Source organism: Actinoplanes sp. NPDC051470 (genome assembly GCF_040682035.1).
Taxonomy (GTDB): Bacteria; Actinomycetota; Actinomycetes; order Mycobacteriales; family Micromonosporaceae; genus Actinoplanes.
This window is the reverse complement of record NZ_JBFBAA010000001.1, coordinates 250,418-271,375: the sequence shown is the minus strand read 5'-3', so window position 1 is coordinate 271,375 and position 20,958 is coordinate 250,418. Positions and strand designations below refer to the sequence as shown.

At 70.6% G+C, this 20,958-nt stretch carries 19 protein-coding genes; 10 read left to right on the top strand and 9 right to left on the bottom strand.

Going from position 1 to position 20,958, the window contains the following annotated elements; translation table 11 throughout:
• Positions 1-44: 44 nt before the first annotated feature.
• Complete coding sequence (rocD, locus tag AB0M54_RS01300; RefSeq protein ID WP_364468493.1) at positions 45-1,247, top strand: ornithine--oxo-acid transaminase; 1,203 nt, start codon at positions 45-47, stop codon at positions 1,245-1,247.
• Here the strand turns inward: rocD and AB0M54_RS01295 are convergent.
• Positions 1,244-2,389, bottom strand: a complete 1,146-nt coding sequence (locus AB0M54_RS01295) for an FHA domain-containing protein (RefSeq protein WP_364314643.1) — start codon at positions 2,387-2,389, stop codon at positions 1,244-1,246. The genes rocD and AB0M54_RS01295 overlap by 4 nt on opposite strands.
• Before the next feature lie 154 nt (positions 2,390-2,543).
• On the opposite strand from AB0M54_RS01295, the gene AB0M54_RS01290 reads away from it, so the two are divergent.
• Positions 2,544-3,332 carry a hypothetical protein gene (locus tag AB0M54_RS01290; RefSeq protein ID WP_364468491.1) on the top strand — a complete coding sequence of 263 codons (789 nt, stop codon included), beginning with the start codon at positions 2,544-2,546 and terminating at the stop codon, positions 3,330-3,332.
• On the opposite strand, the gene AB0M54_RS01285 is transcribed toward AB0M54_RS01290, so the two are convergent.
• Together AB0M54_RS01285 and AB0M54_RS01280 are read right to left on the bottom strand one after the other, a co-directional pair.
• Positions 3,308-4,348 (bottom strand): 1-acyl-sn-glycerol-3-phosphate acyltransferase, encoded by a 1,041-nt coding sequence (locus AB0M54_RS01285; protein ID WP_364314647.1) that lies wholly within the window; start codon positions 4,346-4,348, stop codon positions 3,308-3,310. The two genes, AB0M54_RS01290 and AB0M54_RS01285, sit on opposite strands and share 25 nt — an antisense overlap.
• Complete coding sequence (locus tag AB0M54_RS01280; RefSeq protein ID WP_364314649.1) at positions 4,348-5,187, bottom strand: patatin-like phospholipase family protein; 840 nt, start codon at positions 5,185-5,187, stop codon at positions 4,348-4,350. Before AB0M54_RS01280 ends, AB0M54_RS01285 begins: the two co-directional genes overlap by 1 nt.
• 1,418 nt (positions 5,188-6,605) lie before the next feature.
• On the opposite strand from AB0M54_RS01280, the gene AB0M54_RS01275 reads away from it, so the two are divergent.
• Positions 6,606-7,865, top strand: a complete 1,260-nt coding sequence (locus tag AB0M54_RS01275; RefSeq protein WP_364468490.1) for a polysaccharide deacetylase family protein — start codon at positions 6,606-6,608, stop codon at positions 7,863-7,865.
• On the opposite strand, the gene AB0M54_RS01270 is transcribed toward AB0M54_RS01275, so the two are convergent.
• Complete coding sequence (locus AB0M54_RS01270; protein WP_364468488.1) at positions 7,795-8,649, bottom strand: DNA-formamidopyrimidine glycosylase family protein; 855 nt, start codon at positions 8,647-8,649, stop codon at positions 7,795-7,797. The genes AB0M54_RS01275 and AB0M54_RS01270 overlap by 71 nt on opposite strands.
• Positions 8,650-8,798: 149 nt before the next feature.
• Here AB0M54_RS01270 and AB0M54_RS01265 point away from each other — a divergent pair, with 149 nt between their 5' ends.
• Complete coding sequence (locus AB0M54_RS01265) at positions 8,799-9,086, top strand: hypothetical protein (RefSeq protein WP_364468486.1); 288 nt, start codon at positions 8,799-8,801, stop codon at positions 9,084-9,086.
• Positions 9,087-9,356: 270 nt separating this feature from the next.
• On the opposite strand, the gene AB0M54_RS01260 is transcribed toward AB0M54_RS01265, so the two are convergent.
• The 4 genes from AB0M54_RS01260 to AB0M54_RS01245 all read right to left on the bottom strand — a co-directional run bounded on the left by AB0M54_RS01260 (position 9,357) and on the right by AB0M54_RS01245 (position 13,258).
• Positions 9,357-9,881, bottom strand: a complete 525-nt coding sequence (locus AB0M54_RS01260) for a GNAT family protein (RefSeq protein ID WP_364314659.1) — start codon at positions 9,879-9,881, stop codon at positions 9,357-9,359.
• 11 nt (positions 9,882-9,892) lie between these two features.
• Entirely contained in the window at positions 9,893-10,666 is a 774-nt protein-coding gene (locus tag AB0M54_RS01255) for an alpha/beta hydrolase-fold protein (RefSeq protein WP_364468485.1), read from the bottom strand.
• Between the two features lie 76 nt (positions 10,667-10,742).
• Positions 10,743-12,107, bottom strand: coding sequence for an FAD-dependent oxidoreductase (locus AB0M54_RS01250; RefSeq protein WP_364468483.1), 1,365 nt, complete (start codon positions 12,105-12,107; stop codon positions 10,743-10,745).
• The gene (locus AB0M54_RS01245; protein WP_364468481.1) at positions 12,104-13,258 is read right to left on the bottom strand and encodes a glutamate--cysteine ligase; all 1,155 of its coding nucleotides are present in this window, start codon (positions 13,256-13,258) and stop codon (positions 12,104-12,106) included. Before AB0M54_RS01245 ends, AB0M54_RS01250 begins: the two co-directional genes overlap by 4 nt.
• A 112-nt stretch (positions 13,259-13,370) precedes the next feature.
• Here AB0M54_RS01245 and AB0M54_RS01240 point away from each other — a divergent pair, with 112 nt between their 5' ends.
• From AB0M54_RS01240 to AB0M54_RS01230, 3 genes are all read left to right on the top strand, one after another.
• On the top strand, positions 13,371-14,747 hold the full coding sequence (locus tag AB0M54_RS01240; RefSeq protein WP_364468479.1) for a carbohydrate-binding protein: 1,377 nt from the start codon (positions 13,371-13,373) through the stop codon (positions 14,745-14,747).
• 81 nt (positions 14,748-14,828) lie between these two features.
• A complete protein-coding gene (locus AB0M54_RS01235; protein ID WP_364468477.1) occupies positions 14,829-16,061 on the top strand; it encodes a glycosyl hydrolase family 18 protein in 1,233 nt (410 codons plus the stop codon).
• A 93-nt stretch (positions 16,062-16,154) separates the two neighbouring features.
• On the top strand, positions 16,155-17,357 hold the full coding sequence (locus AB0M54_RS01230; RefSeq protein WP_364468475.1) for a chitinase: 1,203 nt from the start codon (positions 16,155-16,157) through the stop codon (positions 17,355-17,357).
• Between the two features lie 20 nt (positions 17,358-17,377).
• Here the strand turns inward: AB0M54_RS01230 and AB0M54_RS01225 are convergent, their stop codons facing one another.
• A complete protein-coding gene (locus tag AB0M54_RS01225; RefSeq protein WP_364314677.1) occupies positions 17,378-18,025 on the bottom strand; it encodes a DedA family protein in 648 nt (215 codons plus the stop codon).
• 76 nt (positions 18,026-18,101) lie between these two features.
• Here AB0M54_RS01225 and AB0M54_RS01220 point away from each other — a divergent pair, with 76 nt between their 5' ends.
• From AB0M54_RS01220 to fabG, 3 genes are read left to right on the top strand one after another with little or no spacing between them, the layout of a single operon-like run.
• Entirely contained in the window at positions 18,102-18,452 is a 351-nt protein-coding gene (locus AB0M54_RS01220) for a PadR family transcriptional regulator (protein ID WP_364314680.1), read from the top strand.
• A gap of 7 nt (positions 18,453-18,459) precedes the next feature.
• A complete protein-coding gene (locus tag AB0M54_RS01215) occupies positions 18,460-20,106 on the top strand; it encodes an alpha-amylase family protein (RefSeq protein ID WP_364314683.1) in 1,647 nt (548 codons plus the stop codon).
• A 16-nt stretch (positions 20,107-20,122) separates the two neighbouring features.
• Positions 20,123-20,872 (top strand): 3-oxoacyl-ACP reductase FabG, encoded by a 750-nt coding sequence (gene fabG / locus AB0M54_RS01210; protein WP_364314686.1) that lies wholly within the window; start codon positions 20,123-20,125, stop codon positions 20,870-20,872.
• The last annotated feature ends 86 nt before the right edge of the window (positions 20,873-20,958 follow it).

The following is a 20,958-nucleotide window of genomic DNA, read 5'->3' as shown; positions in this document are numbered from 1 at the left end:
CTCCGGAGCGCGCGGTTCGAGGCGCCGCACTCTTGGAGGTTCGGATGACGACAGTGGATCTGCGTACGCCGGGGGAGCTCGCCGACGCCGAGCGCTGGACCGCCCACAACTACCACCCGCTGCCCGTGGTGATCGCCGAGGCCGAGGGCGCCTGGGTCACCGACGTCGACGGCCGCCGCTACCTCGACTTCCTGGCCGGCTACTCGGCCCTGAACTTCGGCCACCGCCACCCGGGGCTGATCGCCGCCGCGCACGCCCAGCTCGATCGGGTCACGCTGACCAGCCGCGCCTTCGTGCACGACCGGTTCGCCGGCTTCTGCCGCGGGCTGGCCGAGCTGTGCGGCAAAGACCTGGTGCTGCCGATGAACACCGGGGCCGAGGCGGTGGAGACCGCGATCAAGGTGGCCCGCAAGTGGGGTTACCAGGTCAAGGGCGTGCCCGACGGCCGGGCGAACATCATCGTGGCCGAGAACAACTTCCACGGGCGGACGACGACGATCGTCAGCTTCTCGACCGACGCCGACGCGCGGGACGACTTCGGGCCGTACACGCCGGGCTTCACGATCGTGCCCTACGGCGACCTGGACGCGCTGACCGCGGCGATCGACGACCACACCGTGGCCGTGCTGCTGGAGCCGATCCAGGGCGAGGCCGGCGTGCTCGTGCCGCCGGCCGGCTACCTGGCCGGCGTACGCGCGGCCTGCACCGACCGCAACGTGCTGATGATCGCCGACGAGATCCAGTCCGGGCTGGGCCGCACCGGCCGCACCTTCGCGATCGAGCACGAGGACGTCGTGCCCGACATGTACGTGCTGGGCAAGGCGCTGGGCGGCGGCATCGTGCCGGTGTCGGCGGTGGCCGCGAACCGGGACGTGCTGGGTGTGCTGAAGCCGGGCGAACACGGCTCCACGTTCGGCGGCAACCCGCTGGCCTGCGCGGTCGGCGCCGAGGTGGTCAAGCTGCTGGGGACCGGCGAGTTCCAGGAGCGGTCGGAGCGGCTCGGCCGCCGCCTGCACGAGGGCCTGGCCGCGCTGACCGGGGTCGTCGCCGTGCGCGGCCGCGGGCTCTGGGCCGGCGTCGACATCGACCCGGCCCTGATGACCGGGCGTGAGGCGTGCGAGCGGCTCGCGGCCAAGGGTGTCCTGGTGAAGGACACCCACGGCTCGACCATCCGCCTCGCGCCGCCGCTGGTGATCACCGAGGCGGAGATCGACCTCGCGCTGGCGAAGATGCGCGAGATTCTCTAGCGCTCGAACTTGCGGATGGCCATGGTCGGCGCGTCGGACATGACCGAGGTCGGCTGGCTCACGCCGCCGTTCGCCCACAGCTTGGCCCGGCCCACGTTGACACCGGCGTAGAGCTCGACGACATCATCGGGGGCCAGCACCCGCACCTCATCGCGGGCCAGGGTGACCCGGTCGTCGTCGTCCCCCGACCCGCCGGGCCGCACGCCGGTGCCGTTGGTGGAGACGTCCTGGACGGTCAGGTCCTCGCCGTTCAGGGAGAACTTGGCGTGGCCGCGGCTGATCCACTTGCGGGCGTCCTCGGTCAGCCACTGGCCGAGCATCACGCCGTCGTTGCCGTCGGGGGCGCGGCCGACCACGACCGGCTGGCCGTCGGCGACCACGAACCGGCGCCGGTTGACGTCGTCGATGCGGACCGAGAGCACCTCGACCCGCGGGCGCGGGCCGGCGTCGGTGAGCCGGGTGCCGTGCCGCGGGCAGGACGGGGCGCCCGCCTTGATCGCCGGCGGCGGCTGGGCCACCGGGTTGGCCGTCTTGCGCATGTCGGCGAACGGGCTGTCCGAGTCGCCGCCGCCGAAGTTGGAACAGTTCGGCTCGGCGCAGCGCCACACCCGGGCCAGCAGCTTCGCGCCCATCGGGGACGGCTCGCCGACGGCCGGGATCTCGCCGCGGCCGACCCGGGCCACCAGCACCGGGCCACCGGCGCCGGGCACCGCGGCCAGCAGCCGGCCCGGCTCGTCGACCCACGGGCGACGGTCGCGGAACTGCTCGGCGCGGTTGCGGGTGAGCACCGGCAGGCCGATCAGCTCGGCCACCTCGAGCACCCGGTCGCCCATCTCGGGCACCACCTCGATGACGCCGTCGTCGGCCCAGCGGCGGATCACCATGCGCTCGTTCGACGTGAGGTCGGCGTCGGAGAGCAGGCCGCGCGGCGCCACCGCGTACACCGGGACGCTCTCCTCGGCCACGTGCCGGCCGAGCGCGTCGATGACCAGGCCGAGTCGCAGCATGCTGGCGGGACGGCCGCCGTCGAGATCGGCGTACCGGACCACCTCGGACAGATCGACCACGGCGCGGGCCAGCGCCGGGTCGGTGGTGAGCCGGGCCTCGATGGCGTCGAGGACCTTGCTGACCTCGAATCTCACTGATGACTCCCTGGGCGCGCGCGATTACCTCGGGCCATCATGCCGCCTGCCTGCGAGCAGGCGAAATCGGGGCTCGTTTGTTCCGCCGCCGTTTTGGGCACATCCGTGCCGCGCCGGTGTCAAACGGACGCCGGCATTCCTGGGGAGGACCGATATGCGGACCCGATCCGTGCTGGCTCTTTTGGCCGCCACCGCACTCGTGGCGGGATGTGATCCGGCGAGCCCCACGGACCCCGGCACACCTTCTTCGTCCACGCCGACCGGGAGCGCGTCCACCGCCGCCGACCCGGCCGCCGCCCAGGCCCTCGGCCAGGCCACGGCCGCTCTCGGCAACACCAGCTTCAAGGTCACCATGACCTCGGGGCCGGGCTTCAAGCTGACCGGCCAGATGGACGCACCCGGCGGCAAGGCCTCGGCCGAGATGAAGGCGACCGGCAGCAACACCGAGATCACGGTGCAGACCCGGCTGATCGGGCAGGATCTGTACGTGCAGGTCCCCGGCGTGACCAAGGCCGGCACCTGGACCCGGATCGACATGTCCCGGCTGCCCGAGGGCGCCAACCTGGGCCTCAAGCCGGGCCAGATCGACCCGGCCAACACCGCCCAGCTGCTGTCCTCGACCACCGACGTGACGCAGTCCTCGCCGCGTGAGTTCAAGGGCACACTCGACCTGACCAAGGCGAGCGGGCTGGCCGGCGTCGACCAGCTGACCATCCAGAAGTACGGCTCGACGGCGCAGAAGGTGCCGTTCACGGCCGGGCTGGACGAGCAGGGCCGGCTGTCCGCGCTGACCATCCAGCTGCCGGCGGTCAACGGCCAGCAGGTGGAGCCGCTCGAGGTGCTCTACACCGACTACGGCGTGACCGTGCCCGAGCTGAAGCCGGCCGCCGCCGAGGTCGTCGAGGCCCCGGCCGACCTCTACTCGACCTTGGGTGGCAAGTAGCGGTAGGCGAGGGGCGACGGCTGGTTCGCACTGATCCACTCGTCGATCCTCGCCCACCAGTCGTACAGCCAGGTGATGCGCTCCTGCTCGGTCGCCGGGATCTCCTCCGGCGGCACGCTCCAGAAGCGCATCACCAGCTTCTTGTCCATGGGCAGCTCACGCCAGATGTCGGCGACGGTGACCATCCGGTCGAGTCCGGTGTGCGCGACGAAGACAACACCGGAGTCGGGGGCGGCGTCGATCGCGGCGAGCAGCCCGCCCGGCTTCGGCGGCAGCAGGTGTCGCAGGTCCTCGGCCCGCTCGGCCAGGTCGGGCAGGCCGCGGGCGCGCAGCCGCTCGATCGCCCGGACCCGCCGCCGCGGCGTGAAGTTGCCGCCTTCCGGGAAGATCACGAACGCGTCGTTGTCGTCCAGCCCGTCGGCCAGCGCGCCGACCTCCTGCTCCAGCGTGTCCGAGGCGACCTTGCCGGGCAGGATGAAGCGGTTGGGCAGCCGGTTCAGCAGCACGTCGACGGCTGGGTCCCACTGCAGGGTCGCCTTCAGCACGATCCGTGGCTCGCGGGCGAACCAGTTGACCAGGGCGTGGATCAGGATGAACGAGTCGCCCGGCCCCGCGTGCCGGCTGGCCACGATCTCCGGCCGGCCCGGCAGCGCGGTGTCCGGGTCGGTGCCGACCACGTCCACCTTCAGGTGCAGCGACCAGCGCGCGATCCAGAACAGGAACCGCAGGAAGGCGCCGGTCACCGCGTAGTGGGCGCGCTGGAAGCCCGGTGAGCGGATGGCCGCGCCGAAGCCGGACGCCACCCAGAGCACGAACAGGGTCACCAGGGCGGCCGCATCCCACACCACGTAGACGACGGCCAGCCAGACCAGCCGCGGCACCCGCAGATGCCCCGGCATGAACGGTGACAGGGCCAGCGCCACGATCAGCCAGATCGGCAGCGTGGCCAGCAGCGCGACGGCGACCACGACCAGGACCGGCGCGAAGACCACGCGGCGAACCCAGATCGGCGGCATCAGTCGCCGCCCGCGGTCAGGTGCTCGTCCAGGTAGCGGCGCGACGCCGTGTAGGCCCGGCTGATCCGGCGCCCGACGGCGGCCATGTCACGGTAGGCCCAGGGCGAGTCGTCCCGGCTCTCCCCGCCGCCGGTCGGCAGCACATGCACGGCCACATCGTCGGGCAGCGCCGCAACCTCACGCGCGAACCGGTGTCGCCGCGCGATCTCGAACGCCACCTGAGCCACCTCCCACGGCCGTTTCGGCACGGCCAGCGGGCGCTCGATCCGCCCCACCTGAAGGACGAAGATCAGCTTGGCCCCGACCCGCACGGCCTCACCGATCGGGACCGAGTTGACGATGCCGCCGTCCACGAAGTGTTCGCCGTTCAACTCCATCGGCGGCAGCAGCCCCGGCACGGCCGACGAGGCCAGCACGGCGTCGACCAGCGGCCCACTGTCGAACCAGTGTTCGGCGGCCCGCTCGATGCTGGCGGCGCAGCACCGGAACGGGATCTTCAGGTCGGCGAACACCGAGTTCTCGCCGAGCTCACTCTCCAGCAGCTTGCGCAGCGGCAGCGGCGAGTGCAGATGGGTCCGGGCCGCGAACCGCCGCATCTGCCGCCCGATCGAATCCCCATAGACGGCCGCGGCCTCCGGCGACGTCCACAGCCGCACCAGCCGATCCGTCGACCCTTCACTGGGTTCGGCCGCGACCAGCGCCCCGTTCACCGCCCCGATCGACGTCCCGACCACCACATCAGGCCGAAACCCACCCCGGAACAGCGCCCGCAACATCCCCACCTCAACGGCGCCGAGCACACCCCCGCCCCCAAGCACAAACGCCACCGACCCACCCATGGCCCCCATCCTGCCCCACCCCCCAGCCCCAAGGTCAAAACCTCACCCCGCGCCGCTTCCTCAGCCCCTCGGTTCTTCAGATAGCTCTCGGTTCTTCAGATCCAAAGCCCTTTTCCGGTACGCCGGGCCCAACCCCGCCGTGGCCCACCCGCCGGCCAGTCGATGGTCACCCTCCCTGCCCACCCGCCGGGTTGTCCCGGGTGGTCAACGTCCCTGCCCTCGACTCTCACCACCTGATCGACGTGTTCGACCAAGCTCCACACCCGCTCGTGTTTCACGCTCGTGTTTCACGCTCGCGCTTAACGCTCGCGCCTCACGCCCCGCGCCGACGTTTACGGCCAGTCGCTGGAGCTCGAGATCCGCGCGATTCTGATCGAGCCGGCCGTTCGTGGTGGGCGGTACGGGCCGGTCGGCGGGTCCACGTCGGCACCGTCACGGTCGTCGAGATCTGTTCTGGCCGGCTCAGGGCTGGCGGTGGTCGGCCAAGACACCTCTGATCGCGCCGTGGGGCGTCATCGGGCCGGCGCTGCCGTATCCCCGCGACACCCGCGCGATCGCACTCGCACCCGGTCGACCAGGGGCCTGTTATCCACAGCGGCACTCCCCTGTGGACGACGGGCCGAAATCGTCGTACCGCCGCGCTACGTTCCACCCACCCATGACAGGGGTGGGGGAGGTGGCGGCGCCGCGGCCGATTTTCGACCGCGGCCTGAGAAGCGACAGCCCGGGGCGGTGGCCGCAGGTTCGCCGGTTGCTGATCGTCGGGCCTGGCGCTGCGGAGACGTTCTTGCTGACCGCCGGCTACCTGACCGATCGGCTGCCCGCCTTGGTGCTGACCGGCGTCGGCTTCGGTCTGTGCGGATCCGGCCACCCGGATCGGTGCCCCTGGCCGACGTTTCTCGCGCGCAGGCCGGCCCGGCTTCGGGCCCCGCGAGACGATGCGCGAGATCGGCGGCGCGGCCGCGGCCCGGTGCCGCCTGCCGATGGTCGAGGTGGACGCCACGCTCACGCTGACCGGTCCGGATGGGTGGGCCGCCACCGGGCTGATGGCCTTACTACTCCATGTGGGGGCCCCGGCCTCGGAGCGGTGCGAGGGTTGCGCCTGGTGCGACACGCATGTGGCGGAACTGTCCTATCGGCAGGGCTTCCGCCTGGAGGACGGCTTCATCCTGCGATCGACAGTGGTCGCGGGTGACCACCCGGGACAACCTGGAACGGGGGCAAAGGGGGTGACCGCCGACTGCCTTGCGCGTGGGCCACGGTCGATTTAAGTCGTGCGTAACCATTAAATGGGTTTGAAGGGTAGGGCTCTGACCGGGGAAGATCACGCGCGGTGAGTCGATGATCACCGATGCGGTATGGCGGCTGGCCAGGGGGCACGGTAGTCATTACGGATGCTGCCGACGCCATCCCCCCAAATGGCGGCTACCCACCTGCCCAGACACTCGCTCGATGGTGAGCCCGGCGGTCGGCACCGGCGGCCCGAGACGCTGGCCGACACCATGCCGCGCCGGCCCACGACGCGTGCGGCCACCGAGACGACCTCGGGGCCGAAGCGCCGGCGACGCGGCCGCCATGTGCGCCCGGGCGACCCGTTCTCGATCACCGTGCGGTCGCTGACCACCCGCGACGCCGACGGTGAGCGGCCGGTCATGGGCTCCCACCGCGCGCCGGGCACGCTGCCGCTCGAGGCGTGGGTGCTGGCCGGTCGGCCGAAGCAGCAGGCGCTGCTGGCCGGCCTGGTCGCGGTCGGCCTGACGCTGGTGATGATCCCGGTCGCGCGAACCGCGAGCCCAAGCGATCCGGTGACCGTCGCCGGCCGGTCGACGGTGGCCGAGCAGGCGGCCCGCACGCCACAGACCGGCGGCGCGGCCCCCGACGCGGGCGGCGCCAAGCCGGGCCGGCCCGAACAGCACGACCAGCCGGCCAAGGCCAAGCCGCCCGGCGGCGCCCCCGGGGCCAAGCAGCCGGTCACCCCGCCACAGAGCGCGCCCCCGTCCTCGGAGGCGCCGCTCGTCGAGGTGCCGCCCGGCGACGGCCCGAACCGGTCGCTGCGCACCACCGGGTCCCGCACGGTGGCGCTGACCTTCGACGACGGTCCCGACCCGGTGCAGACGCCGCTGATCCTGTCGATGCTGGCCGAGTACGACGTGAAGGCCACGTTCTGCCTGGTCGGCGAGCAGGTCGAGAAGCACCCCGAGATCGTCCGCCAGATCGTCGCGGCGGGACATACGCTGTGCAACCACACGTGGGACCACGACCTGAAGATCGGCAAGAAGAAGCCCGACCAGATCCGCGCCGACCTCGAGCGCACCAACGCCGCGATCCAGGCCGCCGCGCCCGGCTCCGAGGTGCCGTTCTTCCGGGCGCCCGGCGGCAACTTCTCCGACCGCCTGGTGCAGGTGGCCTACCAGGAGCGGATGCGTTCGCTCTACTGGGAGGTCGACCCGCGCGACTGGGAACACGGCAAGGGTGAGAACGACGAGGCGCACGTCAAGCGGGTGGTGACCGAGGTTCAGAAGTCGGTCAAGCCCGGCGCGATCGTGCTGTCACACGACTTCAACCAGCCCGACACGATCATGGCGTACGCCCAGCTGTTGCCGTGGCTCAGCGCGAACTTCGAGCTGGGCGTGCCGCCCGTCGGGGCCTCGCTGCCGCCGGTGGCCGCTGACAGCTAGGACACCAGTAGAGGTTGCGCGCCGCCAGCTCGCTGCGCGCGATCGGCGTCCCGCACACCAGGCACGGCTGCCCCGCCCGGTGATAGACGTAGACCTCACCGCCATGCCGATCGACCCTCGGCGCCCGCCGCATCACCTCCGGCGTGTGCGCGGGGTGCACGGTGTCGATCCGCCCCTTGACCACGCCCTCGCTCATCAGCGCGCGCAGATCCGTCCACATCGCATCCCACAACTCGGGCGCCACTTCCCGCCCCTTGGTCGTTGGCTCGACCCCGGCCCGGAACAGCACCTCATTGGCATAGATCAGCCCACACCCCGCCACAATCGACTGATCCATCAACAGCGCGAACACCGGCCGCCCACTGCCGAGCACCACCTTGCCCGGATTCTCGGACCCCTCCCGCAGCGGGTCTTCCCCCAGCCGCGCGATCAGCCCGCCGACCTGCCCTTCGTCGAACACCTCACACGCCGTGGGCCCCCGCAGATCCAGCCAGTGGCGATCACTGCCCATCCGCATCCGCACCTGCCCCACCGGCGCCGGCGCGGGCAGTTCCCCGTCGCTGACCTTCCCGTACAGCCCCAGATGCACATGCACCCACAGCCCGCCGTCATACCGATGCAACAAGTGCTTGCCGTAGGCCTCGGCCGCCTCCAACACCCGCCCGTCGACCAGCGCGGCCCCCGCGGTGAAGCGCCCCTGCGGACTGGAGACGGCAACGGTCGCCCCGGCGAAAAGCTCCCGATGGCGCGCGGCGAGCCGATGAATCGTGTGACCTTCAGGCACGCCCTCACGGTACCCATTCGATGGGTACGCTCACCGCACGGCCGCCGTGGCCCACACGCGGGCTGGTCGCAGGGTCACCCTCCCTGCCCCCGTTCCGGGTTGTCCTGCGTGGTCACCCCGGCCACCACCTCGCCGACACCGGCACTCCCTTGTTCGCAGAGCCCCTCCAGGCCACCCCCGACGGCGTGCGGGTCGAACTCGACCAGAACGAGCCCGCCGAACCGATGAACGACCGGCTCCTCGGCACTATCGGCGCCGTCCTGCACCGCTACGCCGACATGACCACCGCCGACCTGCGTTCCCTGGTGCGGATCTCCAGCGCCTGGCCGCTCGCCCGACAGCCTCGCGCCGAGACCGGGCACATCGCCTGGTCGTGGCTGTCCGACTGGTTCGGCCGGCCGGACGAATGCGAGGCGGAAACGACCGCCGCGGGGTGACATCCCCTTCGAGGGAGCGCGTATGCCCGCCTGGCCCGGCAAGCCGGCAGGTGACGTGCACGTACCAGATCCGCGAGAACGATTGTTTGTGACTTCATCGGCGATCTGTGAGCGACTCGGTAACCCTTGACCGTCCAATTCCGTTTGCGCGAGTCAGGAGCACACCGCGTTCCAGCGGTTTGGCGCAGGTCGGTGAGGTCAACGAACACGGCGAGCGAGTCGCGGACGGTCGGCGCGCGGCGTCCGAAGGCCGCCGGTTGACCGGCCGTCTCACCACGGGGACGGGTCGGTGCGGAGGCGGCTGTAGAGGTGGCCGTCGCGCCAATCGCCGGCTCGGAACTCGCAGGAACGGACGACGCCCTCGAGGTGGAAGCCGGCCTTCGTCAAGGACTTCTGCTCGGCGATGTTCTCCGCGTGGGTCCCGGCCTGGATGCGTTGCACCGGCGTGTGGGTGAACAGGTAGTCGCACAGCATGGCCTGCGCTCGCCAGCCGAAACCCCGGCCCCGCCACTCGGGGAGCAGGGCGATGCCGATCTCCCAGTGGCGGGTCAGCCCGTCGAAGGTCCCGGCCGTCCAGGTCACGTAGCCGGCCGCCACGGTCTCGCCGGGTTCGACGATCAGGCGGCCGCCGTCGGGGCCGAGGAAGCCGTCCTCGGCGAAGCGGCGGGCCACGGCCCGGGGGTCACGGAAACCTTTCCAGTCCAGGCCGATCAGCCCGGGCTCGACCGCGAAGCGTTGCAGCATCGGCAGATCACGTTCATCGACGGGACGCAGGCGGACCGTGGCCTCATTCATGGCAGCCGATGCTAGACGCTGTTGAGGGTGGCGGCGATGAAGTCGAAGGCGGCGGGGATGGCCGTGCTCCAGTAGGCGAAGTTGTGGTTGCCGTCGCCGTAGCTGCCCGCGGCGCGCCTCACCGGCAGGGCCCGGACGTTGTCGTAGAGGTTGTCGTCTCGGCCGCACCACAGGCCGATGGGGGTCGGCCGGAGATTGGGAGCGGCCCGGAAGACGGCGTCGCCGGGTGCGACGGCGGGGGAGAAGGCGGCGACCGCGCGTACGAACGACGGGAACGTCGCCGCCAGCAGCAGGGCCCCGGAGCCGCCCATGGACCATCCCCAGGCGGCCAGCCGGGTGGTGTCGAAGTCGCGGGCCGCACACCAGGCGGGGATCTCCTCGTGCGCCATGCGTTGCGGGTCGTCGTCGCCGTGCGGCTTCCAGGCGAGCTGGTCGCCGGTGGCCCCGGCCAGCACGAACGGCGCCGCGCCGCGCTGGACCGCCTCGGTGAGGAAGCGGCCCAGCCCGAGCCCGGCGAAGTCGGCCGGGCGTTTCGAGCCGCCGTGCAGGATCAGGCACACCGGCAGGCCGCGGCCGTCGCCGTAGCCGTCGGGGACCGCGGTGTAGAAGTCGACCGTCCGGCCGCGGGCCTCGGAGTGTTCCTGGGTGAGGCGTTCGTCGCCGGCCGGCGCGGTCGGCATCACCTGGGCCGGGCCGCGGTTCTCGCGGAGGTAGAGGCCGGCCGCGGCCGCGGTGACCGCGACCGATCCGGCGGTGAGCAGGGTCCGTCGGCTGATACGTCGCACGACGGGTACAACGGGTGTCAGGAGATCCAGGTCGTGGCCGGCCCGGCGGCCGCGACGGCGGCGATCAGCAGAAGAGCTAGAGGGCGTCGGCGGCCTTGCGCGCGGCGATCAGCACCGGGTCCCAGACCGGCGCGAACGGCGGCGCGTAGCCGAGGTCGAGGGCGGTCATCTCCTCGACGGTCATCCGGTTCCAGACCGCGATGGCCAGGGCGTCGATGCGTTTCGCGGCCTCGGAACGCCCGACGATCTGGGCGCCGAGCAGCAGGCCGGTGCGCTTCTCGGCGATCAGCTTGATCGTCATCGGCGCCGCGCCGGGGTAGTAGCCGGCCCGGCTGGTCGACTCGACCGACGCCGTGACGAAGGCGTACCCGGCGGAGGAAGCCTCGGCCGACGACAAGCCGGTGCGGGCCACCTCGAGCTCGCACACCTTGGTCACCGCCGTGCCGATCACGCCGGGGAAGGTGGCGTACCCGCCGCCGATGTTGATGCCGGCCACGCGGCCCTGCTTGTTGGCGTGGGTGCCGAGCGGCACGTGCACGGGACGTTTGCTGACCCGGTGGATGGTCTGCACGCAGTCGCCGGCCGCCCAGATCCCGTCGAGCGGGCCGTCCTCGCCACGCACCCGCATCCGCAGGTCGGTCATCAGCCCGCCGGTCACGCCGAGGGGGAGGCCGGCGCGGGCGGCGAGATCGGTGTTCGGGCGTACGCCGAGACCGAGCACCACGATGTCGGCCGGCAGGGTGCCTTCGGGCGTGACGACGCCACGCACCCGCCCGTCCCGCAGGGCGAGGCCGCTCACGTGGGCGTCCGTGCGTACGTCGATGCCCTGCTTCTCGATCGCGTCGTGCACCAGCGCGCCCATGTCGGGGTCCACGGTGGCCTTCATCGGCTGTGGCGACTTCTCCAGCAGCGTCACTTCGAGCCCGCGCTGCACCATCGCCTCGGCCATCTCGACGCCGATGTAGCCGCCGCCGATGACGACCGCGTGGTGGGCCTCGTGCGTGGACAGCCAGCGATGGATCGCGTCGCCGTCGTCCAGCGTCTGCACGCCGAAGACGCCGGGAGCCAGCGCCCACGGCGGTGTCTTCGGGACCGCGCCGGTCGCGTACATCAGATGGTCGAAGCCCTCCCGGACCTCGCCGCCGCCTTCGAGGTCGTGGGCGACGACCTCGCGCCGGTCGAGGTCGAGGCCGACGACCTCGTGCCGGAGCCGGACGTCGAGGCCGTTGGCCCGATGTTGCTCCGGCGTCCGGGCCACCAGCGAGTCACGCTCCGCGACCGCGCCGCCGATCCAGTACGGAATGCCACACGCCGAATACGACGTGAAGTGACCGCGCTCGAACACCACCGCGTCGAGGTCGTCCTTGAGCAGTTTGCGCGCCTGCGACGCCGCGGACATGCCGGCCGCGTCACCCCCGATGACGACGAGCTTGGTCGTCATGGAGACGTGCGTCCGCGCGTTGTCGCCGCCAGCCAGTTCACCACGTCGTCGACGCTACCCCGGGCGGCGAACACCGCGCGTTGTCTTGCCGCGCCCGTGCCGTGCTCGCGCAGCCGCGCCACCAACTCGTCGACCGTGTCCAGGTCGCCGTGCCGGTCCAGTTCGGGCTTGGCCAGCTCGTACAGCTCGTCCATCAGCGCCCAGGCGGGCCGGACGCGCTGGGTGACCGGGTCGATGTTGTCGCCCTCGAGCCCGTCGTGCGCGGCCCGCCAGTGTGCGGCGGCGAGCAGCGGCTGGGGCACGTCCGGGGCGCGGAGGCCGTCGCCGACCTTGCGCACGAACGACGAGACCAGGCCGCGGGTGAGCGCGGCGAGCAGCATCGCGTCGTCGAGGGTGGGGCAGACGTCGCCCATCCGGATCTCCACGGTCGGGTAGCTCGCGGAGAGCCGGGCGTACCAGTAGAGCATCCCCTCGTCGAGCATCGCGCCGGTCGCCTCGAGCGCCTCGACCAGCTCGAGGTACTGCTGGTGGGAGTGCAGGTAGGGGGTGGGGCCGACGGTGGGCCAGCGCTCCCACATCATCGAGCGCCAGCTGGCGTAGCCGGTGTCCTGGCCGTCGGAGAGCGGCGAGTTCGCGGTGGCCGCCTGGAGCACCGGCAGCCACGGCCGCAGGAAGTTGAGCACCTGCACGCCGGTCTCCGGGTCGGGCACCGAGACGTGCACGTGCATGCCGTTCATGCCCTGGCCGGGGGAGAGGTTGCCGAAGCGCTCACGCATCCGGTCGTAGCGGGGCTTGTCGGTGGTCCGGGCCGGTTCGCCGGGCGCCGGCGCGGATCCGATCGCGATCAGGCGTACGCCGGCCCGCTCGGCCGCCTCGGCCACGCCGCCGCGGAGGCCGCGCATCGCCTCGTGCAGGGCCGGCAGGGCGAGCTGGGGCGGGCTGGCCACCTCGATCTGGCTGCGCTGGAACTCGTGCTGCACCGACTCCCGGATCGCGTCCGGCACCTGGTCGAAGACGTCCTCGACGGCCTCCACGGCGTGCGGCTCGGTCGCGTGGACGAGCAGGTATTCCTCCTCGACCCCCAGGGTCAGCAGGTCCTGCGACTCGGCCCGGTCGGCCAGCTCGTCGGAGATCGTCGTGGCGTCGCTCATGCGGGCTCGGTTACCCGAACGCCTGGGCATAGACACATATGCATATTGACAACGGCTCGTAACGCGGCTGAAACTCCCGTGAGAGCGCTCTCACATCCCCGAAGGAATCCCCATGAGTAGAAGAAGACGGCTACTCGCCGTAGCCGCGACCACCCTCGCCCTCGGTGCCGGTTCCCTCGTCGCCGCCGCGACCGCCGACGCCGCCCTGCCACCGCCACCGTCCGGCTGGTCGCAGGTCTGGGCCGACGACTTCACCGGCTCGGCGAACACCCTGCCGAACTCCTCCGACTGGATCATCGACACCGGTACGGCGTATCCCGGCGGTCCCGCGCAGTGGGGCACCGGCGAGATACAGACGTACACCAACTCGACCGCCAACCTGGCCCACGACGGCTCCGGCAACCTGCGGATCACGCCGATCAAGGGCAGTAACGGTCAGTGGACCTCGGGCCGCATCGAGACCACGCGCAGCAACTTCAAGCCCCCGTCCGGCGGGGTGCTGCGCATCGAGAGCCGGCTCCAGATGCCGAACGTGACCGGCGCCGAGGCGGCCGGCTACTGGCCGGCGTTCTGGGCCCTCGGCGCGCCCTACCGCGGCAACTACCAGAACTGGCCGGGCATCGGCGAGCTCGACGTGATGGAGAACGTCAACGGGATCAACGCGGTCTGGAACGCCCTGCACTGCGGCGTCAACCCGGGCGGCCCATGCAACGAGACGCTCGGCCTGGGCACCAACCGGCCCTGCCCGAACAGCACCTGCCAGGGCAACTTCCACACCTACTCGATCGAGTGGGACACCAGCGTCTCGCCCAATCAGCTGCGCTGGTACGTCGACGGAGTGCAGTCCCACACCGTGACGCAGAGTCAGGTCGGCGAGCCGTACTGGTCGAACATGACCTCGCACGCCGGCTACTTCATCCTCTTCAACGTGGCCATGGGCGGCGCTTTCCCGAACGGCGTCGCGGGGTCCTCCACACCGACCGCGGCGACCGTCTCCGGCCGCTCGATGCTGGTCGACTACGTCGCGGTCTACAGCCGCGGCGGTGGCTCGACGCCGCCCACCGACCCGCCGCCGGGTGGTTCGCGCGACGCGTTCGCGCGGATCGAGGCCGAGTCGGCCAACGCCTCGGCCGGCACCCAGACCGAGACCTGCTCCGAGGGCGGTCAGGACGTCGGCTGGATCGGCAACGGCGACTGGCTCCAGTTCAACAACGTCAACTTCGGCTCGGGCGGGGTACGCGACTTCGTCGCCCGGGTGGCCTCCGGCGCCGGCAGCGGGGTCAGTGGCCTGATCGAGGTCAGGGTCGACAGCCGGAGCAACGCGCCGATCGGCAGCTTCGCCCTCGGCAACACCGGCGGCTGGCAGAACTGGACCTCGATTCCGGGCAACGTCGGCAACGTCTCGGGCGCACACACCGTGTACCTGACCTTCGCCAGCGGTCAGCCGGCCGACTTCGTGAACGTCAACTGGATCCAATTCCGTAGGTAGATATCGAAGGGTGCCTCTTGCCAGGATCAGTTAACAGTCCTAATAATTACGGGACCTCTGATCCTGGAAGGGGCACCCCCCATGCGCCGTTCCCTCGCTCTAGGTCTGGCCGCCGCGCTCCTCGCCGGCGGCTCGGCCGTCTATCTGGCCTCGGCCGCGAACGCCGCGGTCGCTTGTGAACCCGCGTGGAGCGCCACGCAGGTGTACGTCGGCGGCAACCTCGCCTCGCAGAACGGTCACAACTACCGCGCCAAGTGGTGGACCCAGAACGAGAGCCCGTCCAGCCACAGCGGACAGTGGGACGTCTGGGCCGACCAGGGCGCCTGTGGCGGCGGAACGACCCCGCCGACCGACCCGCCGACCGATCCGCCCACCGACCCGCCCACCGACCCGCCGCCCGGCAACCCCGGCGACCCGCTGCCCAAGCACTTCCTGACGGGTTACTGGCACAACTTCGACAACCCGGCCAACGAGTACCGGCTGAGCGCCGTGCCGGCCGGCTACGACCTGATCGCGGTGGCCTTCGCGGACGCCACCGGCACGCCGGGCGCGGTGTCGTTCAACGTCGACGCCGGCCTGAGCGCGGCCCTCGGCGGCTACACCAACGCCAACGTCAAGGCCGACATCGCCACGCTGCACTCGCGCGGCAAGAAGGTGATCATCTCGGTCGGCGGCGAGCGTGGCACGGTCAGCGTGGGCGACGCGGGCGCGGCCACCACCTTCGCCAACTCGATCGTCAACCTGATCAACGAGTACGGCTTCGACGGCGTCGACATCGACCTGGAGAACGGGCTCAACCCGACCTACATGGCCCAGGCGCTGCGCAGCGTCCGCAGCCGGGTCGGCGCGAACCTGATCATCACGATGGCGCCGCAGACCATCGACATGCAGAACCCGGCCGGGTCGTACTTCAAGCTGGCGCTGGACATCAAGGACATCCTCACCGTCGTCCACACCCAGTTCTACAACTCCGGCGCGATGCTCGGCTGCGACAACAACGCCGCCTACGGCCAGGGCACGGTGAACTTCATCGTGGCGCTCGCCTGCATCCAGACCGAGAAGGGGCTGCGGCCCGACCAGGTCTCGGTCGGCCTCCCGGCCAGCCCGGGCGCGGCCGGTGGCGGCTACGTCTCGCCCGGCGTCGTCAACCAGGCGCTGGACTGCCTCGCCAGGGCCACCAACTGCGGCTCCTTCAAGCCCCCGCGGACCTACCCGGGCATCCGCGGCGCCATGACCTGGTCGATCAACTGGGACATGACGACGGGCAACACCTTCGCCAACACCGTTCGCCCCCACCTCAACACCCTGCCCTAGGACTCGTTCCACATTCGCCTTCGAGGCAGTTCCGCCGGCGGCGAATGTGGAACGGGTCCTGCCCACCACCCCCCGTACGAAGGGCCCATCCCCATGAAACTCCGCAGCAAACTGCTCACGGTCGCGGCCGTGGCAGTGGCGGGCTCGGCGCTGGCCGTGCTCCCGATGGCGGCGTCCAACGCGGCCGAGGCGTGCGCCCCGGCCTGGACCGCCTCCCAGGTCTACGTCGGCGGCAACACCGCCTCCCAGTCGGGCCACAACTACCGCGCCAAGTGGTGGAGCCAGAACGACAGCCCCGCCACCCACAGTGGACAGTGGGACGTCTGGGCCGACCAGGGTGTCTGCGGCGGAACCACGCCGCCCACCGACCCGCCGACCACGCCGCCGCCGGACAACCCGCCGCCCGGCGGCACCAAGATGGCGTCCGCGCCCTACCTCTACCCGGGCTGGGGCAGCCCGCCGACCGACATCTCGGGCTTCATGCGTGAGACCAACATCCGCGCCTTCACCATCGCCTTCGTGCTGGCCAACGGCTGCAACCCGGTGTGGGACGGCGGCGGCAGCCTGACCAGCGCGCCGCACTTCACCACGGTCAGCGCGATCAAGGCGGCCGGCGGCAGCGTGGTCCCGTCGATCGGCGGCTGGCAGGGCAACAAGCTCGGCCCGAACTGCTCGACCCCGCAGGCCCTGGCCGGCGCGTACCAGAAGGTGATCGACACGCTCGGCCTGAGCGCGATCGACATCGACATCGAGAACACCGACGAGTTCGAGAACTACACGGTGGCCGACCGGATCGTCGACGCGCTGGCCATCATCAAGCGCAACAACCCGAACGTGAAGACGATCCTCACCTTCGGCACCACGCCGACCGGGCCGAACGCGCACGGCATCCGGCTGATCCAGCAGGCCAAGGCCAAGAACGCGAACATCGACATCTTCACCCAGATGCCGTTCGACTTCGGCGTCGGTGGCGGCGACATGTACAACGCCACCGTGGGGGCCACCGAGGGCCTGAAGAACCAGCTCCGGTCCACGTTCGGCTGGAGCGACCAGCAGGCGTACGCGCACATGGGCATCTCCGGCATGAACGGTGTGTCCGACCAGAGCGAGATCACCACGCCGCAGACCTGGACGCGGATCCGCGACTACGCCAAGGGCAAGGGCCTGGCCCGCTTCACCTTCTGGGCGGTCAACCGGGACCGGAAGTGCACCGACGGCAGCACCGGCGCCGTCTCGCACTGCTCCAGCATCAACCAGGAGCCGTGGGAGTTCACCAAGATCAGCGCCGGCTTCTGAGGCGCCTCCGGCCGCGGCCGTCAGTCCACCGGACTGGCGGCCGCTCGCCGTTGCCGCACCTTCTTGGTCACCCACCAGACGATCGCGACACCCAGGAAGGCGTAGACCGCGTAGTCGATCCAGTGGCTGTACTGCTCGACCCGCTGCCAGCGGGAGCCCAGCAGGTAGCCGCCCCCGACGAAGAGCAGGTTCCACACGCCGCTGCCGATCGCGGTCAGCATCGTGAAGATCCCCAGCGGCATCTTGTTGGCGCCGGCCGGGATGGAGACCAGGCTGCGCACGACCGGCGCGCAGCGGCCGAACAGCACCGAACTCCTCGCGTGCCGCTCGAACCACCGGTCCGCCTTGTTCAGGTCGCTCAGGTCGACCAGGGGCACGTGGTCCAGCCAGCGTTTCAGGCGGTCCTCGCCGAGCGCGTACCCGAGCCAGTAGAGCGCGAGCGCGCCGATCACCGACCCGGCCGTGGCCGCGATCCAGACCAGCACCACGTTGACGCTGCCCTCGCCGGCCAGATAACCCGCCATGGAGAGCACGATCTCGCTGGGGATGGGCGGGATCAGATTTTCCAGGGCGACGAGCAGGCCGACGCCGGCCTCGCCCAGTGACTCGATCACGGACGCCACCCACCCGGTGAGCCCGCCCGCCTGACTGAGGTCTGTTTCCGCCATAGATCTCGAACGTACCCACGAAACCTGGAAGGATTCTGATCGTCGATATGCCGATCATCGGTATATGCTCATCGGCATGACCGACACGCCGATGCGGGAGCCCACGTTCCTGGTCCTGACCGCGCTCGCCGCCGGCCCCCAGCATGGTTACGCGGTGATCGAAGACGTGGCGACGATGACCGGTGGCCGGGTCAAGCTGCGCGCCGGCACCCTCTACGCCGCCCTCGACCGGCTGCGCGGCGACGGTCTGATCGAGGTCGACCGGGAAGAGATCGTGCAGTCCCGGCTGCGCCGCTACTACCGGCTCAGCGCGCGTGGCGCGCAGGCGCTGGCCACCGAGTCGGTCCGGCTCCGCGAGCAGGCGGCGATCGCCGAGAAGCGGTTGCGCGCCCGCGGCGTTTCAGGGGCGGCCGCTCCGGTCACTTAAGGGCGGCATGAGCGACCGGTGGTACGAGAAGGCCGTCATCTATTGCCTCGATGTGGACACGTTCGCCGATTCGAACGGCGACGGCTGCGGTGACTTCCGCGGGTTGATGGGCCGGCTCGATTATCTGGCCCGGCTCGGCGTCACGTGCATCTGGCTCAACCCGATCCACCCGACCCCCAACCGCGACGACGGGTACGACGTCTCCGACTTCTACAACGTCGACCCGCGCTTCGGGAACCTGGGCGACTTCGCCGAACTGCTGCACCAGGCCGGCAACCGCGGCATCAAGGTGATCATCGACCTGGTCGTGAACCACACCTCCGACCAGCACCCGTGGTTCCAGTCGGCCCGCGAGTCGCCCGATTCGCCGTACCGCGACTGGTTCGTCTGGTCCGAGACCGCGCCGTCCGACCGCCACCAGGGCATGGTCTTCCCCGGTGAGCAGGCGACCACCTGGACCAAGGACCGCAAGGCCGGCCTCTGGTACTACCACCGCTTCTACAAGTTCCAGCCCGACCTCAACATCAACAATCCCGAGGTACGCGAGGAGATCAAGAAGATCTGCTCGTTCTGGCTCCAGCTCGGGGTGGCCGGGTTCCGGATGGACGCGGTGCCGTTCATCATCGAGCAGACCGAGCCGGGCAACCCCGACTCGCCCAAGGACCTCGACTTCCTCAGCGATCTGCGCCAGCACGTGCAGTGGCGCAAGGGCGACACGGTGCTGCTGGCCGAGGCCAACGTCGAGCCGGCCGAGCTGACCAAGTTCTTCAGCGACGCCGGCGGCTCGTCCAGCCGCATCCACATGCTCTTCGACTTCATGCTGAACACCCGCCTGATGCTGGCGCTGGCCCGGGAGAACCCGGAGGGCATCGTCGACGCGCTCCAGGACACCCCGAAGCTGCCGGACGGCGGCCAGTGGGCCACCTTCCTGCGCAACCACGACGAGGTCGACCTTTCCCGGCTCACCGCCGACCAGCGGGCCGAGGTGTTCGCCAAGTTCGGGCCGGACGAGAACATGCAGCTGTACGGCCGGGGCATCCGGCGGCGGCTGGCCCCGATGCTCGGCGGCGACCGGCGGCATCTGGAACTGGCGTACTCGTTGCAGTTCAGCCTCCGCGGCACCCCGGTGCTGCGTTACGGCGACGAGATCGGGATGGGCGACGACCTGGCCCAGGACGGGCGCAATGCGATCCGTACGCCGATGCAGTGGAACCTGCTCGCCAACGGCGGGTTCTCGACCGCCCAGCCCAAGGATCTCGTCCGTCCGGTGATCTCCGGCGGCGACTACGGGTTCGAGACGGTCAACGTGACCCTCCAGCGGCACGACCCGCAGTCGCTGCTGTCGTGGTTCGAGCGGATGATCCGCACCCTGCGCGAGTGTCCCGAGGTCGGCAGCGGCAGCTGCAAGCACGTCGACGTGCCGGTGCCGGAGGGCGTGCTGGTGCATCGCGCCGACGACGCGACCGGCACCATGGTGTTTGTGCACAACCTGTGCAACAATCCTGGCGTCGTCGATCTGAGTAGCCTCGCCGAGGACGCGGAGTCCCCCAACGACGTGCTGGCCGATCAGGAGTACTCGGATCCCGGCGCGCTGGATAAGTTGGACATCGCGGGATACGGCTACCGCTGGATCCGGCTCCGTCGTCACTTGTGAGTCTGGGAGGACATCCATGTCGCGTGTAGCGATCGTCACCGGTGGTGGGCGGGGCATCGGCGCCGCCACGGCCCGGAAGCTGGCCGCCGACGGGCTGACCGTGGCCGTCGTCGACCTCGACGAGGCCACCGCCGGTGAGACCGCGGACGCGATCAAGCAGGCCGGTGGCACGGCCGTCGCGGTCGGCGCCGACGTCTCCGACGCCGCACAGGTGACCGCGGCAGTGGAGCGGGTCGCCGCCGAGCTCGGCGGCCCGACCGTGCTGGTCAACAACGCCGGGGTGCTGCGCGACAACCTGCTCTTCAAGATGAGCGACGACGACTGGGAAACCGTGATGGGCGTCCACCTGCGCGGCGCCTTCCTGTTCACCCGGGCCGTGCAGAAGCACATGGTGGACGCCGGCTGGGGCCGCATCGTCAGCCTCTCCAGCACCTCCGCGCTCGGCAACCGCGGCCAGGCCAACTACGCGACGGCCAAGGCCGGCCTGCAGGGCTTCACCAAGACGCTGGCGATCGAGCTGGGCCGCTTCGGGGTGACCGCCAACGCGGTCGCCCCCGGTTTCATCGCGACCGACATGACCCAGGCGACCGCGGCGCGGGTGGGTGTGGATTGGGACGATTTCGTGAAGAACGCCGTGAGTCAGATTCCGGTCGGCCGGGCCGGGCGCCCCGAAGACGTCGCGAACACCGTATCCTTCCTGGTCAGCGAGGGCGCCGGTTTCGTGTCCGGTCAGGTGATCTACGTGGCCGGCGGTCCCCGCGGGTAGACCTGTTTCAGATTCACATCCGAGGCGATGAATCCGAGGCGAATCTGGACCAGGTCTCAACGCCCGGTTGCTCTCGGGCGCTACAA

What these genes read in the sequence shown, in the direction of transcription:
- AB0M54_RS01280 (WP_364314649.1), bottom strand. Translation starts at nt 5,187, where the DNA reads ATGGGTGGGTCGGTGGCGTTTGTGCTTGGGGGCGGGGGTGTGCTCGGC.
- AB0M54_RS01260 (WP_364314659.1), bottom strand. Translation starts at nt 9,881, where the DNA reads ATGAATGAGGCCACGGTCCGCCTGCGTCCCGTCGATGAACGTGATCTG.
- AB0M54_RS01245 (WP_364468481.1), bottom strand. Translation starts at nt 13,258, where the DNA reads ATGAGCGACGCCACGACGATCTCCGACGAGCTGGCCGACCGGGCCGAG.
- AB0M54_RS01225 (WP_364314677.1), bottom strand. Translation starts at nt 18,025, where the DNA reads ATGGCGGAAACAGACCTCAGTCAGGCGGGCGGGCTCACCGGGTGGGTG.
- AB0M54_RS01285 (WP_364314647.1), bottom strand. Translation starts at nt 4,348, where the DNA reads ATGCCGCCGATCTGGGTTCGCCGCGTGGTCTTCGCGCCGGTCCTGGTC.
- AB0M54_RS01275 (WP_364468490.1), top strand. Translation starts at nt 6,606, where the DNA reads ATGGCGGCTACCCACCTGCCCAGACACTCGCTCGATGGTGAGCCCGGC.
- AB0M54_RS01250 (WP_364468483.1), bottom strand. Translation starts at nt 12,107, where the DNA reads ATGACGACCAAGCTCGTCGTCATCGGGGGTGACGCGGCCGGCATGTCC.
- AB0M54_RS01235 (WP_364468477.1), top strand. Translation starts at nt 14,829, where the DNA reads ATGCGCCGTTCCCTCGCTCTAGGTCTGGCCGCCGCGCTCCTCGCCGGC.
- AB0M54_RS01220 (WP_364314680.1), top strand. Translation starts at nt 18,102, where the DNA reads ATGACCGACACGCCGATGCGGGAGCCCACGTTCCTGGTCCTGACCGCG.
- AB0M54_RS01215 (WP_364314683.1), top strand. Translation starts at nt 18,460, where the DNA reads ATGAGCGACCGGTGGTACGAGAAGGCCGTCATCTATTGCCTCGATGTG.
- rocD (WP_364468493.1), top strand. Translation starts at nt 45, where the DNA reads ATGACGACAGTGGATCTGCGTACGCCGGGGGAGCTCGCCGACGCCGAG.
- AB0M54_RS01230 (WP_364468475.1), top strand. Translation starts at nt 16,155, where the DNA reads ATGAAACTCCGCAGCAAACTGCTCACGGTCGCGGCCGTGGCAGTGGCG.
- fabG (WP_364314686.1), top strand. Translation starts at nt 20,123, where the DNA reads ATGTCGCGTGTAGCGATCGTCACCGGTGGTGGGCGGGGCATCGGCGCC.
- AB0M54_RS01240 (WP_364468479.1), top strand. Translation starts at nt 13,371, where the DNA reads ATGAGTAGAAGAAGACGGCTACTCGCCGTAGCCGCGACCACCCTCGCC.
- AB0M54_RS01290 (WP_364468491.1), top strand. Translation starts at nt 2,544, where the DNA reads ATGCGGACCCGATCCGTGCTGGCTCTTTTGGCCGCCACCGCACTCGTG.